Source organism: Candidatus Shapirobacteria bacterium (genome assembly GCA_041659325.1).
In the GTDB taxonomy this organism is placed as follows: Bacteria; Patescibacteriota; Microgenomatia; order UBA12405; family UBA12405; genus JBAZYN01.
The window spans coordinates 519,843-532,717 of sequence record JBAZYN010000001.1; the positions used below are offsets into that span (position 1 = coordinate 519,843).

A 12,875-nucleotide genomic window follows, 5' to 3' on the forward strand; every position below is an offset into this window, starting at 1 on the left:
CTTAGTTTATCAACCGATATCCCCTACCTCTAACAGTCTGTATTCTGTTCCCGATACTTTCCTCAGCCATCTTTTTCCGTAAACTTCCCACCATTTTATCTATTGCCCAGTCAGAATACTTAACATCCGCCCTTTTCCCCCAAAGCACCCGAGCCACTTCCTCTCTACTAATCACCCGGCCTCTGCTCTCCAGAAAGCCCCTCAACAACTGATATTCATTCAAGCTAAATATGTCAGAAACTACCACTCCTCCCGCCACTATTTCTCCCCTTTTTTCATCAAATTCCAACCTCATTTTATCTATTAATTTTTTATTTTTTATATATTCTTCAAACATCCTCAAAAATAACTTTCCCTTTTTTACCAACCCGTTCTGTCTCACAAAATCCGAAAAATATTTGTCCTCTACTTTTCCCCCCGCTGCCAGTAACCCCATCAACCGTTTATCTTTTCCCCCAACTGATTCCAGTATGTCATTAAATACTTTTTTCACCTCCCAACAGGATTTCAAAGATAAACCTCTCAAAAAAACCTTTATCAAATATGGATGCCCTCCGGTAATTTTCCAGATTGCTTCTCCTTTTTCTTTTTTTATTTTATAACCATATCTTCTTACAAAATCAGCTATAACCCCATTTGATTCCTCTTTTGAATATAGCGGATAATATATTTTGTTCTGGCCAACCAGTTCTGCCACCTTTCCTAATTTAGTCAAGCTCTCCCCGTCAAAAATATCCCGATTGACTCCAAAAATATAATGTATCAAAACTTTATTCTTTCGCCACAAATAAACCATATTATTCCACACCGATAGCGGGTAATGTAAACTCTCAAAATCGACTAATATTATTATTATTTGAATCCCTCCACTTAGAAGTCTTTTTATTTCCGCCTCAATTTTATTAAATATGCTTCCCAAATCATCTCCGGCTCCAACAATCCCCAATTCTTCCGCCATCAATCGATAAAAATCAACTGAATCCTCCGATATCAGCCTTTCTTTCTCAATTCTAATTACTTTATATTTCCCCGGTTCTCCAAAATCCAATCGAGACATTACCCAATTCCTACCAGCATTTGGGACAAAAATTAAGGTTGCATTTTCCCCCCTGTTTATCACAGACAGCACCTTACTGTTTATATCTCTCATCCGTCAGGATTATATCAAACTATCGCTATTCCTCCCACTTTCTCCAACTTTTCCGGCTTCCGCTCAGATAAAAATCAAGCTTCTCTCCTCCAACCCAAATAAACTCCCCTTATTACAAATCAAAATCATTATGTCTCTTAAAGAAACAAAAAAACAAGTTGCCCTCTTTGATGACAGTCCAGACATCCAAGCTAGCCTTGGCATGTTATTAGATATGAATGACTACGGAGTACATCCGGCCACTTCAATGTCAGAAGCTTTAGAGCTTATCCCCCAATTACCTAAACTAAAAGTTAGATTTGCCATCGTTGATGGAAATTTGTCCCCTGGAGGTTGGGGAGACAACCGAGACGGAGCCGAAATTGTGAGTAAAATACAGCAAAACCCCTATCAGACAATAACCATCGGGTATGCCTCTCGGGGAGATGTCCCGGGTGCCGACTACCAATCACCCAAAAACAAAGGACCCATAAACTTATTAAATACAATGAGATTGGCTATTCTCCCCTCTTCTAGAGCCCCACGCTAATCACTAGCCCCCATTTTCTCTTGACAAAACCGGCACCCCGTGATATATATACCCCATGGTTACGCCTGAAAAGCACTTTCAAGAATGCGCTGTCCCGGGCCGTCTGACTTGCGACCAGCCCGGTCGCTTACGGGGTCGATGCTCTATTTGCACCCCCGCAAAAAATTTGGTTCTACACCATGCTACATCCTTTGCCCAAGCCAACATCCGCTCAATCTCAAAAATCAGCTCCTCCTACGGGATAATATTAGTACGACAGAACCCTTGCACAGTGGAATCCCAAATCACAATAAATACAGAACCAACGCCGATAACCATACCGGTCGTTCGTATCGCCTCTGGCCAATTCGAGGTTGCACTTCCAGAATCTTGGATGGATATAATTCCCACCTCAAAAAATTCTACCCCGTCCTCTTCTCCAGCTTCACTTTAAGGTTCATCTCTTTATCATCCCGCCAAATTTTCAGGTCAACACTATCCCCTATTTTCTTTTTATTAATAATTGAAACCAAAGAGTCAGCTTTATCATCATTCATCTTCACCCCGTCAATTTCCATAATTATATCTCCCCCTTTAACTCCATATTTCTCAGCCGGGCTGCCGGCAATAATTTCCTGGACATAAACTCCGGCCGGAACACCGTTTTGCAAGGCCAAATTTTTTGAAATTACTCTATACGACACCCCCAAATACGGTCGCTCAAATTCACCCGTAGCTTTAAAATTATCAATTGAAGCCTTGACCAGGTTAATAGGTAGGGCAAAGCCAATACTCTGCCCTCCCTGTGACACCGCTACGTTAACCCCGATCACCTGGCCTGAGGAGTTAAAAAGCGGCCCGCCGGAATTCCCGGGGTTTATTGCCGCATCAGTCTGAATTACTCCGTCCAGTTTTTCCGTCCCAATTAAACTGCCTCCGGCCACAATTCCCCTTCCCAATCCGGAAATTACCCCCTTGGTTACCGTCGACCGAAATTCGCCCAGTGCTGTCCCAATAGCAATCACCGTCTGCCCCACCTTCAGTCTGTCGGAATCCCCCAACTTCACCGGCGTTAATCCGCTCCTGTCAATTTTCAAAATTGCCAAATCATTAACCGGATCCCTATATATCTCTTTTACCTCTATCACGTCGTCTTTCCCAACTACCACCTTATATTTCGCCTCCGTATCAGACACTACATGCTTATTGGTCACAATCAGTCCGTCAGGGGTAATAATAAATCCGCTGCCAATATCCTGTTCAATTTTTTCTTCTCTGTTTACCTCCTGCCGGGGAACCCCAAAGCCAAACATTCCTCCCCAAAAACCATTATCGGAAAAAGGGTCGCTAATCACCGTAGTCTTACTAATTGATACTGTCACTACACTTGGTGTCGCCTCCTCCACCACCTTCGTTACCACCGACTCCTCGTCAATCACCTGCAACTTGGTAATCTCCGAAACTTTTTCTACCGTCCTGTCCAAAAACTTGGATTTTACCGTTCTTCCCAACACTACTCCGATAAACAGTAATAGTGAAATTACCAAAACTACCGCCACCGATATGCCCGCAATTTTTAGCGATTTTCCCCTCATGATTTTCTATTGTAAATCTTCACTTATTTTTTTGTCAATACTTCAATCGCCTTTTTAAGTTGCATGTCCTCTTCATCCACGGACGAATATTTTACCTCAACATCAGGCATAATTCCGTCTTTGTGAATATTTTTCCCACTCGGCAGCAACCATTTGGCTACCGTTACATGAAGCCCCGAGCCGTCACTAAAATCTTCCGGCTGCTGGACTGTGCCCTTTCCAAAGGTTTTTTCTCCCACCAGTGTTCCCCGGCCATAATCCCTCAGCGCCCCCGCCAAAATTTCAGATGCTGAGGCTGATCCCCCATTCACCAAAACCACCAAGTTATCCGAAAGCAGTTTCCTTCTCGATCTGTCAACCTCATACGATTCCACTTTCCCATCCGACGATTCCTGTTTCACAATCACTCCGCTCTCAACAAAATCAGATGCCACCAACACACTCGCCTGTAAATACCCGCCCGGGTTATTTCTCAAATCGAGCACTATTCCCGCCACGCTGCCTTTGGCCTTTTCCTCATTTATTTTATTCACCAGACCGGGCCAATCCGTATACAACTGTTCAGTAAATTTGTACAGTTTTATCCACGCCACTTTCTTGTTACCTTCCTGCCTCCATTCAAGTTCCAAACTGGCAACCACAATGTTGTCTCTTTTTAAAACCACGTCAAAAGTTTCCTTTTCTCCCTCTCTGAATAGTTTCAATGTCACCTCCGTTCCGATTTTCCCCCGGATTAGATTCACCGCTTCATCCAAAGCCATCCCGGCCGTATCTTTGTCAATATTTTTTTCCTTATCAGTAATTTTCAAAATCAAATCCCCCGCCCTAACTCCGGCTTTTTCCGCCGGTGTCTTTGGCAAAGGCGACATCACCGATATCGTTTTATCCTTATACCCAAGCTGTATTCCCACTCCGCCAAATTCACCCGCCAGATCTTCATTGGCACTTTTATTTTCTGATGGCGGTAGATAAACCGTATACGGATCATCCAAAGACGACACCATCCCCGAAATCGCCCCGTAAACCATATTTTTATCATCGATTTTTTCTTTATCAAGATACAGCTGTTGCAACCGGTCCTTCACCCTCCACATCATCGTCAAATCCAAGGGTTCCCTTCCGCTGCTACCCGGAGCATCTTCCACACTTTTTCTGCCGGCATAAAAGCTTATCAGAGAAAACACCGAAATAACCGCCAATATTAAGGTAATATTCCTCAGGGTCTTAATCCTCATTCTTCTATTGTACTACCAAAAGTAATCTGCCAACCTTTGAATTTAGCAATATCCTTCTCTCTCCCTCATCTGTTTGATTATCCACCAATTGATCCCACACCGATCTCTCCAAAGACATCACCGGAAACCCCACCTCAATCTCTTTAAAATCCATCTCCACCGGTTCCGGCACCACCAAACCGGCCACCCCTAGTACCTCCGCCTTAATAATATACGCCACACTGGGTTCTGTTGAAAAGATAATCTTACCGTTTAGAGCGCTAGTTAACTCCGTTAGTTTATTCCGAATCCTTAGGTCGCTCTCACCCCACACCTTACCATCCACCAACCCGACTCCCTCATACTTCAGAGACTCAAATTCCAGCACCATTTTCTCCTTTTCCACCTTCAAAACTTCCGAATCAACCGGCGAAACAATCTCTCTTCTTTTGCTTACCACAGTCTGGAACTGAATATTTAAAAACTCATCAATCCCGCAAAACTTACCGCTGCATGGAGAATATAGCTTTTTGGGAAACAGTCCTCCGTCGACAAACAACAAGTCCCCCTCCTTAAATTCCTTATCGCTCAAGCTACTATATAATTCCTGAAGTTTACCCTTAGACATTCTCGACAACATCCACGAGGCGTCATAAGAATCCACTCCGACCTCTTCACAGGTCAACAAAAGTTGCCCTTTCTTCACCTTCACACCCTCCGATACCTCTACCTTTGCCCCATTGGGAATCATCACCACCCACTTTGACTTCACCGTCGCTAACTTTGATTTTTTTTTCTTCACCGCCATAACCTCATCAGAAATTATAGCAGTTCAGAGACCAAAATCCCGTCTGTCTTTAATTCTGAGTCGTAAATGGCACCAATCCCAAGTGTCTCGCCTGCTTGATAACATCCGACAATTTTCTTTGATGCTTCACGCAAACACCCGAGTACTGGGCTCCGATTATCCTACCTCGGGGGGATAAATATTCTTTCAAACCCTCATAATCTTCCCATCTCGGTATGGTCTTGGTCTTACAAAAAGAACAGCCCTTTTCTCTTCCGCGAATCTTTGCGGCTAAAAGCGAATCTTTCTTGGATTTTTTAATCATAAACTCACCAAAAATTTTAAAACGGCATCTCCTCTTTCGGAGCATCAGTTGATTTTGCCGAAGTTTCTGCGTCCATTATTTCATCCGGAATCACAATATCTTCAAGCTTACCGTCCTCAGGCACGAATTCTTCTGCAGGAGCTGGAGCAGAGGCGCCGCCAGCCGGGGCGAAATTCTGAGCCGTATTTTGTCTGTCGCCGACACCTTTGTTGTCCAAAATTATCATATCATCAATTACAATCTCTGCAATCTGTCTTCTACTATTTTCGGCATCGACCATATCCCGATACTGAATCCTGCCCTCTACATATATTCTGCGGCCTTTTGCCAATAATTGCGAACACAACTCTGCTAGTTTATTCCAAGCCACAATCCTATGAAATTGAGCATCTTCTTTTCTTTCGCCCTGTTTGGTTACCCAAACCCGATTGGTGGCCAATCCAAAAGAAACAACTGCCATCCCTGCCGGGGTATACCTTAATTCAGGATCCCTGGTTAGATTACCAATTAACAAAACACGATTTAGACACCTACTGGGCATTTTGACTCCTTTACTTTTTTAATATTAAATAACGTATAATTTTCGGCTCTCTGTTCAAAAATAAATTAAATTCCTTAAATTGAATCGGTTTTTCGCCTTCCACGTCCAAAACCCAAAAATCACCTTTTCCAAAATCCCTTATTTTATAAACCATATCAATCATTCCCAAATGATTTTTGGAAACTACTTTGGCCTTGGCATCATCAACCCAACCCTCTATCTTTACCAAAACCTCTTCTTTTTCTTTTTCTTCGATTTTTGGATTCAAAACCGAAACAATCTGATATTTATATTTATTGTCTTTCATGAACGTACTAGGTTATCACACACCCCTTTGTTTTACAATAATAAACTTGCCCATATTTTCATACAATATCTTCTATCGGCTCTGTCTTCAGAGCCTCAGTATCAGCTTCCTTGTCAATAATTGCCAATATCCTGTCAATCTCTTCGTTTGTCAGATTATCCGAATCCGCCACCGACTCCAAAATAGAATTTGCCTGGGCCAGTGCCTCCAAAGGCAGCTCCATCGACTCGATTATTTGCTTTGCTTCTTTTATATCCATATTCTCATCAATCTATATTTTCCTAATTATATATCCCTCTTTCGTATCTTCAACTATATATCCCAATTCCCTAATCTCATTTCTAATCGTATCTGCTTCCGCCCATTTCTTTTCTTCCTTGCACCTCTGTCTATTTTTGGCCATCACCACCACCGCCTCCGGCACCTTTTCTTCAATCGACTCCCTATCCAATTTCAGGCCCAACACTTTATCAAAGTCCAATATCGTTGCCAGCTTATCGCCGTCCGCCAAATCCGACTTTGCTAATTTCCAAACAACCGCCATCGCCTCCGGCATTGCCAAATCATTCTCAATTGCTTCCACAAACTGCTGTTTAAAATCTTTGCTTACCTTCCCCCCGGGAGTTCCATTCTGTTTCCATCTTAAAACCATCGACAACAACTTCCGGTACGACAATTCCGCCGTCGCCATACCATCCAGGCTAAAAGTCATCCCCTTTCTGTAATGAGAATTAATCGCCAAATACCTGTACACCATCGGGTCAAAACCTTTCTCTTTTAACGCTCGTATCGTATACACCTCTCCAACTGATTTACTCATTTTACCCTGTCCTATCGTAATAAAGGCATTATGTATCCAATAATTGGCTGTTTGATGTCCGAATGCTCCGCATCCCTGAGCAATTTCATTAGTATGATGTATTGGAATATGGTCTTCCCCTCCCGTATGAATATCAAAAGTTTCCCCCAAATATTTTGTCGACATCGCCGTACATTCAATATGCCACCCCGGGAATCCCACTCCCCACGGGCTTTCCCACTCCATTTGCCTCCGGGCTTGCCCTGAGTTTACGCAAGGACTAAATTTCCACAAGGCAAAATCACAGGGGCCCCTTTTCTCCCGGTTCTCTTCCACTCTGGCCCCTTCTTTAATTTTGTCCGGATTCAACCTGGCAAAATCACAATAGCCCGGAAACTTTGCCGTATCAAAATAAATTCCGTCACTGATTTGATAAGTAAAGCCGTTTTTCTCTAACCTTTCTATTAGCTCAATCTGATCTTTAATATGATCAGTTGCCCGACAAAAAACCAAAGGTTTCACAATATTAAGCATTTCCAGGCTTTCCATAAATTCGCTCTCATATTTTTTGGCAATCTCCCACACACTCACCCCCTCTCTTTTTGAGCCCTTTTCCATCTTGTCCTCCCCCTCATCGGCATCTGAGGTCAAGTGTCCCACATCAGTAATATTCATTACCTGATTAACCTCGTATCCGACATATTTTAAAGTCCTAACCAAAATATCCCAGGCGATATAGGCATACATATTTCCAATATGTGGACTGGAATAAACCGTCGGACCACAGCTATAAATCCCTGCCTTCCCCTCCTCTCTAGGCTTAAACTCCTCCTTAGACCTCGTCAGTGTATTGTAAAACTTGATCATACCAGATTATATCAATATTAATCCGGTTTTTTGGCTTGCTCCATACTCTGATCAACCATGCTAGGTTTCCTCTTACCCTGTCGCTGTGGACCTTTTTTCTTTTTATTCCCTTCAGATCCGTATTGCGCCGCCATCTCTTCCTGCTCCCGCTTTTCTGCTTCTCTCTGTCTCTTTAAATTTTCCAAAAACTGTCGTTCTTTCTCGTCTTCGTCCTGTTTTTTTTGATCTTGTATCTGCTTAATTTCCGCCCCCACATTTCTTCCCTGCCCCATTTCTCCTCTGATCCTTTCTGCCTCTTCCTGTCTCTTTTTATCGTCCTCAGCCCGCTTTTGTTGCAATTGCCCCTCAGTCATCGGCGTTATGTCCCCCAAAAGCTCCTTGCCGGTAATTATTGTATTACCAATTTGCGCCACCTGCTTTACCCCTTGTTCTACTGTCTCCATTCCTATTTGTTTTATCGCCTGCAACACTTGTTTTGGAATATTATTATCTGTCATTTTATTTGAATTCTATAATTTCTAATTACAGATTACTAATTACTGATTACAGTTTACCAACTCTTATATCTCCCTTCTTCCCTCCATTGCCCGGCTCAGGGTGGCCTGGTCTGCAAACTCCAAGTCAGCCCCCATCGGCAAACCACTCCCGATTCGGGAAATTTTAAGACCTGATTTTCTCTCTTCAATTTTCCGCTTTATATAAAGTGCCGTTGCCTCACCCTCCATAGTTGAATTGGTGGCGATTATCACCTCCTCCACCCCGTCAATCCTGGCCAATAATTCATCAATCTTTAGGTCATCCGGACCAACATGATCCAGCGGATTGATCACTCCTCCCAACACGTGATAAACCCCCCTATACCCTCCCATATTTTCAAGCGCCATCATGTCAATCGCCCTCTCCACCACACAAACCAGTTTATGGTCTCTCTTTTCATCCAGACAAACCACGCACTCATCCTCTTCACTCACCGAAAAACACTTTTTACAGACTTTGATATCTTTCTTTACATTTATCAAAGCCTGAGCTAGTTCCACCACAAAAGAAGCGGGCGTATTCAAAAGGTAAAAAGCCAGACGAGTCGCACTTTTGGGCCCAATCCCCGGTAGCCTCTCAAAACCGGTAATCAAATCTCTCAGCGCCTTTGGGAATTGAACCATGATTATTAAAACAAACCTTCCAAACCGCCCATGTCTTTCATTTTTCTGGCGGCGGCTTCCTGTGATTTTTTCAATCCCTTATTAATAGTATCCACCAGTAGCTTATTTTCTACCCCGTTTATCGACAAAAATTTCACCTTCTGGTCCCCCGACACCGTAACCCTTACTCCTCCCTCTTCAACCTCTACTACTTCCGCCTCCACCGCTTTTTTTAACTTGAAAGCCTGAGCCAACATTTTTGCTTTATCAAACATATTTTTTAAATAACTTTTAATCCGCCCTTATTCTATCGAAAATCTACCCAAAAATCTCTTTGGCCACTTCATATATATCTTTTGTACTGTTATCAGCATTGTTTTTCTCCAAAGATAACTCACTGCTCACCGCCTCAAGGGGCGTGTCGTTTTTTATTACCAGAGGCTCCTTTTTGCCCTTACTTAGGACACATTCAAACGCCATATCCACCCCGTAAACTTTCGACAAGCCCATTTCTACCACCTTACGGTTTTTTGCTTCTTCAAGTCTATCCTTATGAAACGGATAAAAAACCTCCAAAATTAATGTCTTTCCCCGCACTAATTTTGGCCGGGCTGCCCTCAAAAACGCCTCTACCGAATGATTAAATGGCTTGACCGCTGACAGCATTTTTGACCACTCTTTTTCCACTTTTTCCAGCTCCAAGCTACCACCCGCAACTTTGAGCTCAGCCTCCTCCCTTTCTTCCGGCTCACTTACCATCTCAGTCCTGATTTCTTCGACTCTCAGTACGGTTTCCGTCACCACCGTCGTCTCGACTTTGCTGTCACCCGCCATCGGGGCCTTTCCCACCCCCAAGAATTCCGCCACCGCTAGCTGTAATGGCAGCTGATCAATATTTACTTCTTTCTCCTGTTTACTGGCAGCTATCAGCAAATTTATAAGTCGGGAAACTTCCTTCAACCCCAATCCCGTATCCTCCGACAAGCCCACTTCATTTTCAAAAAAAGCCACCAACCTTTTTTGCAGATACTCCAATAACTTTTCTCTAAATACCGAAAAGTCGGCCCCTTCCCCAGCCATTTTCTCCAGTCTTTCCATAATCTTTCTCCCGTCTCCCAAAACCAAATCAGCACAAATTTCCTTCTCCCCATACTCTCCCGAAATAGTCTCCATATATTTCTTTGCCTTATCGTATGTAATTTTATTACCCAACTGAAGATACAATTCGTTAAACTTTCTTTGCAAATTTCTAAAACTTCCATCGCTTTCCGACACCAACAAATCTATCGTTTTATCGTCAATCTCAATCCCTTCTCCGATTATTATTTTCTTCAAAGAACTCACTAGCTCCTTCTTTGCTCCCTTGCCAAAATCAACCCTCATCAACCTCGACAAAACCGTTTCGGGGATTTTTTGAGGATCAGTTGTACACAAAATAAAAATAGTATTTTTGGGTGGTTCTTCAATCAGCTTTAACATGGCGTTAAACGCCTCTTTAGTCAACATATGAACCTCATCGATTATGAAAACCTTTTGTTTGAGTTTGCTTGGCAACAGATATGCCCTATCCTTCAATACCCTGATATCATCAATTCCCCGATTTGATGCCGCATCAATTTCAATGATATCCATACTGCTCCCCCGGCTAATTTCCTCACAGTTTTCACAAATATTACACGGCTCCACTCCTTGCGGTTTTAAACAATTTACCGCCCTGGCCATAATTCTGGCCGCCGACGTCTTTCCCGATCCTTTTGGGCCGGAAAACAAAAAGGCCTGAGGGGTGTCTTTCGACTTTAAAATTTTGGTCAAGCTTCCACCCACCCGTAATAAATCAAGATCAGAAATCCTCTGCGGCCGATATTTTAGATGAAAAACAGACATCAGACAGATTTAACCAAAACGAGTCTGACTTTACAATGGCTTTAACTATATCACCAAATTATTTACCCCGTGTTTCAACCATTCAAGCAACACTTTCTCGAGCCTGCTTTTTTGGAAAACAACCTCATACTTCAACTTTTCAGTACATATAACTATATCACCCAACCTTATTCTTCCATCTGCCATGGGCTCTTTCGACATTGGGAAGCCCAAAACTTGCGGGATATAGTTCTTCTTTCTGTATTCCATGTTATATTTTTTCGCCTTTTCCCTACCCACAAATAATATACTTAGCTCCACCCCTCTCGGATACCCAAAACTTTTCAGCGCCTTTTCTGCCACTCTCAAAACCATTACCTCATCCAACCCCCAATTCTTCGGGTGCTTTATCAGAATAACATTATTCATATTTATAAGTCTCCCTTGTCAAAGGGAGATTTAGAGGGATTTGGTCCTTTCTTTCACCATCTTTGAAATCATCTCTCCGCCTGCTCTCCCTGCTACCTTAATCATCACGTTTTTCATCACCAACCCAAAGTTACCCCCAAATTCAGCCACAACTTCATCAACAATCTTTTCCACCTCCGACTCGGACATCTCTTGTGGTAGATATTCGTTTACCACTTCAATCTCATAATCCTGCTGTTTTACCAAATCCTCCCTTCCGGCTTTCAAAAACATTTCTCTCGACTCTTGTTTATTTTTTAGTTCCTTACGCAAAACAGAAATTTCTTCCTTGTCAGTCATTCCCCCGGGTGGTAATTGCATTTCTCTCTTATCAATCAAAGATATCAAAAACCGCAACACATCCACCCGGGCGGAATCCCGATTTTTCAAAGCCAAAACACTATCAGATTTTAGTTTGTCTCTAAGCATGCCTTCTGGAATTTTTAGCTCTTTTCCGGCACTTTTCACGCCAGATTATGATTTTCTTTTTTGCGTACCTTTCTTCCGAGGGTTTGGTATAAGCCGCCCTTTTTCTTACTTCCTCAGTAATATCCTCCTCAATACACAACCGCCGAAACTTACCAATCACATCATCTTTGGACTCGCCCTTTTTTTTCTTTACAATTATTGGCATCAATTCACCTCCTTTATTGACATAAGGTGTATTCTATCTTATTTTTTCTTAGACTTCAAACACTCAATCACGTCTATACTGTTAGATATTTTCTTCCCGTTAAAAGTGTCCCCAACTCCGCAACCCGTTGAAGTCGGAACCGGCGCTCTCGAAGTTTTGGGCTGGGCCTTCAGGCATTCAACCACGTCCAGACTGTTTGCTATTTTTTTACCGTTGTAAGTACTCCCCACCACACATCCCGGGGGGGCAGTCACTGTGGGGACAATCACCATATTTGGCGTCGCTACCGGCTCCGGTGCCGCCATTGTTTTAAAGGAGTATGGGATACCGTTGTTATCAAAAACCTCTTCTCCTACCCTGATTCTAAAATAATAGTTTGCTCCTTGTTTTAGAGGGGTCAAAGTCATCTTATGACTTACTACCGATTCTGTTTCCACTGCCCTCAAAAGTAAACTTGCCGGAGTCGATCCGTATTCCACTACCCCCATAGACGCCTTATCAGAAGTCCAGGAAATCACAGCACTCTTCCCGTCGGCCAATGGTTTTGCCAACACATCTTTTGGTGCCGTATCAGCCGCCGCCCCGCTCATATATGTCCTCACAGTATTTATCCCCAACACCCCCAACACCCCTACCAATAAAATAATTACCAGAACAACAATCGATTTTACATTCACC

General features: G+C 42.9%; 17 protein-coding genes. 1 reads left to right on the forward strand and 16 read right to left on the reverse strand.

The features are described 5' to 3' along the window. Window position 1: 1 nt before the first annotated feature. Window positions 2–1,150, reverse strand: a complete 1,149-nt coding sequence (locus WC841_02835) for a winged helix-turn-helix domain-containing protein (GenBank protein MFA5828269.1) — start codon at window positions 1,148–1,150, stop codon at window positions 2–4. A 130-nt stretch (window positions 1,151–1,280) separates the two neighbouring features. On the opposite strand from WC841_02835, the gene WC841_02840 reads away from it, so the two are divergent. Then, window positions 1,281–1,679: a hypothetical protein gene (locus WC841_02840; protein MFA5828270.1), complete on the forward strand. Its 399-nt coding sequence runs from the start codon at window positions 1,281–1,283 to the stop codon at window positions 1,677–1,679. A 401-nt stretch (window positions 1,680–2,080) separates the two neighbouring features. Here WC841_02840 and WC841_02845 read toward each other — a convergent pair whose 3' ends face one another. The 15 genes from WC841_02845 to WC841_02915 all read right to left on the reverse strand — a co-directional run bounded on the left by WC841_02845 (window position 2,081) and on the right by WC841_02915 (window position 12,874). Further along, window positions 2,081–3,253, reverse strand: coding sequence for a trypsin-like peptidase domain-containing protein (locus WC841_02845; protein ID MFA5828271.1), 1,173 nt, complete (start codon window positions 3,251–3,253; stop codon window positions 2,081–2,083). Between the two features lie 23 nt (window positions 3,254–3,276). Continuing rightward, window positions 3,277–4,488 carry a S41 family peptidase gene (locus WC841_02850; GenBank protein ID MFA5828272.1) on the reverse strand — a complete coding sequence of 404 codons (1,212 nt, stop codon included), beginning with the start codon at window positions 4,486–4,488 and terminating at the stop codon, window positions 3,277–3,279. A 4-nt stretch (window positions 4,489–4,492) separates the two neighbouring features. Continuing rightward, the gene (locus WC841_02855; GenBank protein MFA5828273.1) at window positions 4,493–5,275 is read right to left on the reverse strand and encodes a hypothetical protein; all 783 of its coding nucleotides are present in this window, start codon (window positions 5,273–5,275) and stop codon (window positions 4,493–4,495) included. 49 nt (window positions 5,276–5,324) lie between these two features. Further along, window positions 5,325–5,579 (reverse strand): 30S ribosomal protein S18, encoded by a 255-nt coding sequence (gene rpsR, locus WC841_02860; GenBank protein MFA5828274.1) that lies wholly within the window; start codon window positions 5,577–5,579, stop codon window positions 5,325–5,327. Between the two features lie 16 nt (window positions 5,580–5,595). After that, window positions 5,596–6,120, reverse strand: a complete 525-nt coding sequence (ssb, locus tag WC841_02865) for a single-stranded DNA-binding protein (GenBank protein ID MFA5828275.1) — start codon at window positions 6,118–6,120, stop codon at window positions 5,596–5,598. A gap of 10 nt (window positions 6,121–6,130) precedes the next feature. Further along, on the reverse strand, window positions 6,131–6,427 hold the full coding sequence (locus WC841_02870; GenBank protein MFA5828276.1) for a 30S ribosomal protein S6: 297 nt from the start codon (window positions 6,425–6,427) through the stop codon (window positions 6,131–6,133). 58 nt (window positions 6,428–6,485) lie between these two features. Further along, entirely contained in the window at window positions 6,486–6,686 is a 201-nt protein-coding gene (locus WC841_02875) for a hypothetical protein (GenBank protein MFA5828277.1), read from the reverse strand. A 12-nt stretch (window positions 6,687–6,698) separates the two neighbouring features. Further along, window positions 6,699–8,093, reverse strand: coding sequence for a cysteine--tRNA ligase (gene cysS, locus WC841_02880; GenBank protein ID MFA5828278.1), 1,395 nt, complete (start codon window positions 8,091–8,093; stop codon window positions 6,699–6,701). A 17-nt stretch (window positions 8,094–8,110) separates the two neighbouring features. Further along, the gene (locus WC841_02885) at window positions 8,111–8,590 is read right to left on the reverse strand and encodes a hypothetical protein (protein MFA5828279.1); all 480 of its coding nucleotides are present in this window, start codon (window positions 8,588–8,590) and stop codon (window positions 8,111–8,113) included. Between the two features lie 63 nt (window positions 8,591–8,653). Continuing rightward, window positions 8,654–9,253 carry a recombination mediator RecR gene (gene recR, locus WC841_02890; protein MFA5828280.1) on the reverse strand — a complete coding sequence of 200 codons (600 nt, stop codon included), beginning with the start codon at window positions 9,251–9,253 and terminating at the stop codon, window positions 8,654–8,656. 5 nt (window positions 9,254–9,258) lie between these two features. Beyond that, complete coding sequence (locus tag WC841_02895) at window positions 9,259–9,507, reverse strand: YbaB/EbfC family nucleoid-associated protein (GenBank protein ID MFA5828281.1); 249 nt, start codon at window positions 9,505–9,507, stop codon at window positions 9,259–9,261. 43 nt (window positions 9,508–9,550) lie between these two features. Then, window positions 9,551–11,116, reverse strand: coding sequence for a DNA polymerase III subunit gamma/tau (gene dnaX / locus WC841_02900; protein ID MFA5828282.1), 1,566 nt, complete (start codon window positions 11,114–11,116; stop codon window positions 9,551–9,553). A gap of 45 nt (window positions 11,117–11,161) precedes the next feature. Continuing rightward, on the reverse strand, window positions 11,162–11,524 hold the full coding sequence (gene ybeY, locus WC841_02905; GenBank protein ID MFA5828283.1) for an rRNA maturation RNase YbeY: 363 nt from the start codon (window positions 11,522–11,524) through the stop codon (window positions 11,162–11,164). 30 nt (window positions 11,525–11,554) lie between these two features. Beyond that, entirely contained in the window at window positions 11,555–12,031 is a 477-nt protein-coding gene (locus WC841_02910; protein ID MFA5828284.1) for a GatB/YqeY domain-containing protein, read from the reverse strand. Window positions 12,032–12,235: 204 nt separating this feature from the next. Next, window positions 12,236–12,874, reverse strand: a complete 639-nt coding sequence (locus WC841_02915) for a fibronectin type III domain-containing protein (GenBank protein ID MFA5828285.1) — start codon at window positions 12,872–12,874, stop codon at window positions 12,236–12,238. Window position 12,875: the final 1 nt, after the last annotated feature.

Bases quoted from the DNA above. Each gene is read 5' to 3' on its own strand.
- WC841_02835 (MFA5828269.1), bottom strand. From the start codon at position 1,150: ATGAGAGATATAAACAGTAAGGTGCTGTCTGTGATAAACAGGGGGGAA.
- WC841_02840 (MFA5828270.1), top strand. From the start codon at position 1,281: ATGTCTCTTAAAGAAACAAAAAAACAAGTTGCCCTCTTTGATGACAGT.
- WC841_02845 (MFA5828271.1), bottom strand. From the start codon at position 3,253: ATGAGGGGAAAATCGCTAAAAATTGCGGGCATATCGGTGGCGGTAGTT.
- WC841_02850 (MFA5828272.1), bottom strand. From the start codon at position 4,488: ATGAGGATTAAGACCCTGAGGAATATTACCTTAATATTGGCGGTTATT.
- WC841_02855 (MFA5828273.1), bottom strand. From the start codon at position 5,275: ATGGCGGTGAAGAAAAAAAAATCAAAGTTAGCGACGGTGAAGTCAAAG.
- rpsR (MFA5828274.1), bottom strand. From the start codon at position 5,579: ATGATTAAAAAATCCAAGAAAGATTCGCTTTTAGCCGCAAAGATTCGC.
- ssb (MFA5828275.1), bottom strand. From the start codon at position 6,120: ATGCCCAGTAGGTGTCTAAATCGTGTTTTGTTAATTGGTAATCTAACC.
- WC841_02870 (MFA5828276.1), bottom strand. From the start codon at position 6,427: ATGAAAGACAATAAATATAAATATCAGATTGTTTCGGTTTTGAATCCA.
- WC841_02875 (MFA5828277.1), bottom strand. From the start codon at position 6,686: ATGGATATAAAAGAAGCAAAGCAAATAATCGAGTCGATGGAGCTGCCT.
- cysS (MFA5828278.1), bottom strand. From the start codon at position 8,093: ATGATCAAGTTTTACAATACACTGACGAGGTCTAAGGAGGAGTTTAAG.
- WC841_02885 (MFA5828279.1), bottom strand. From the start codon at position 8,590: ATGACAGATAATAATATTCCAAAACAAGTGTTGCAGGCGATAAAACAA.
- recR (MFA5828280.1), bottom strand. From the start codon at position 9,253: ATGGTTCAATTCCCAAAGGCGCTGAGAGATTTGATTACCGGTTTTGAG.
- WC841_02895 (MFA5828281.1), bottom strand. From the start codon at position 9,507: ATGTTTGATAAAGCAAAAATGTTGGCTCAGGCTTTCAAGTTAAAAAAA.
- dnaX (MFA5828282.1), bottom strand. From the start codon at position 11,116: ATGTCTGTTTTTCATCTAAAATATCGGCCGCAGAGGATTTCTGATCTT.
- ybeY (MFA5828283.1), bottom strand. From the start codon at position 11,524: ATGAATAATGTTATTCTGATAAAGCACCCGAAGAATTGGGGGTTGGAT.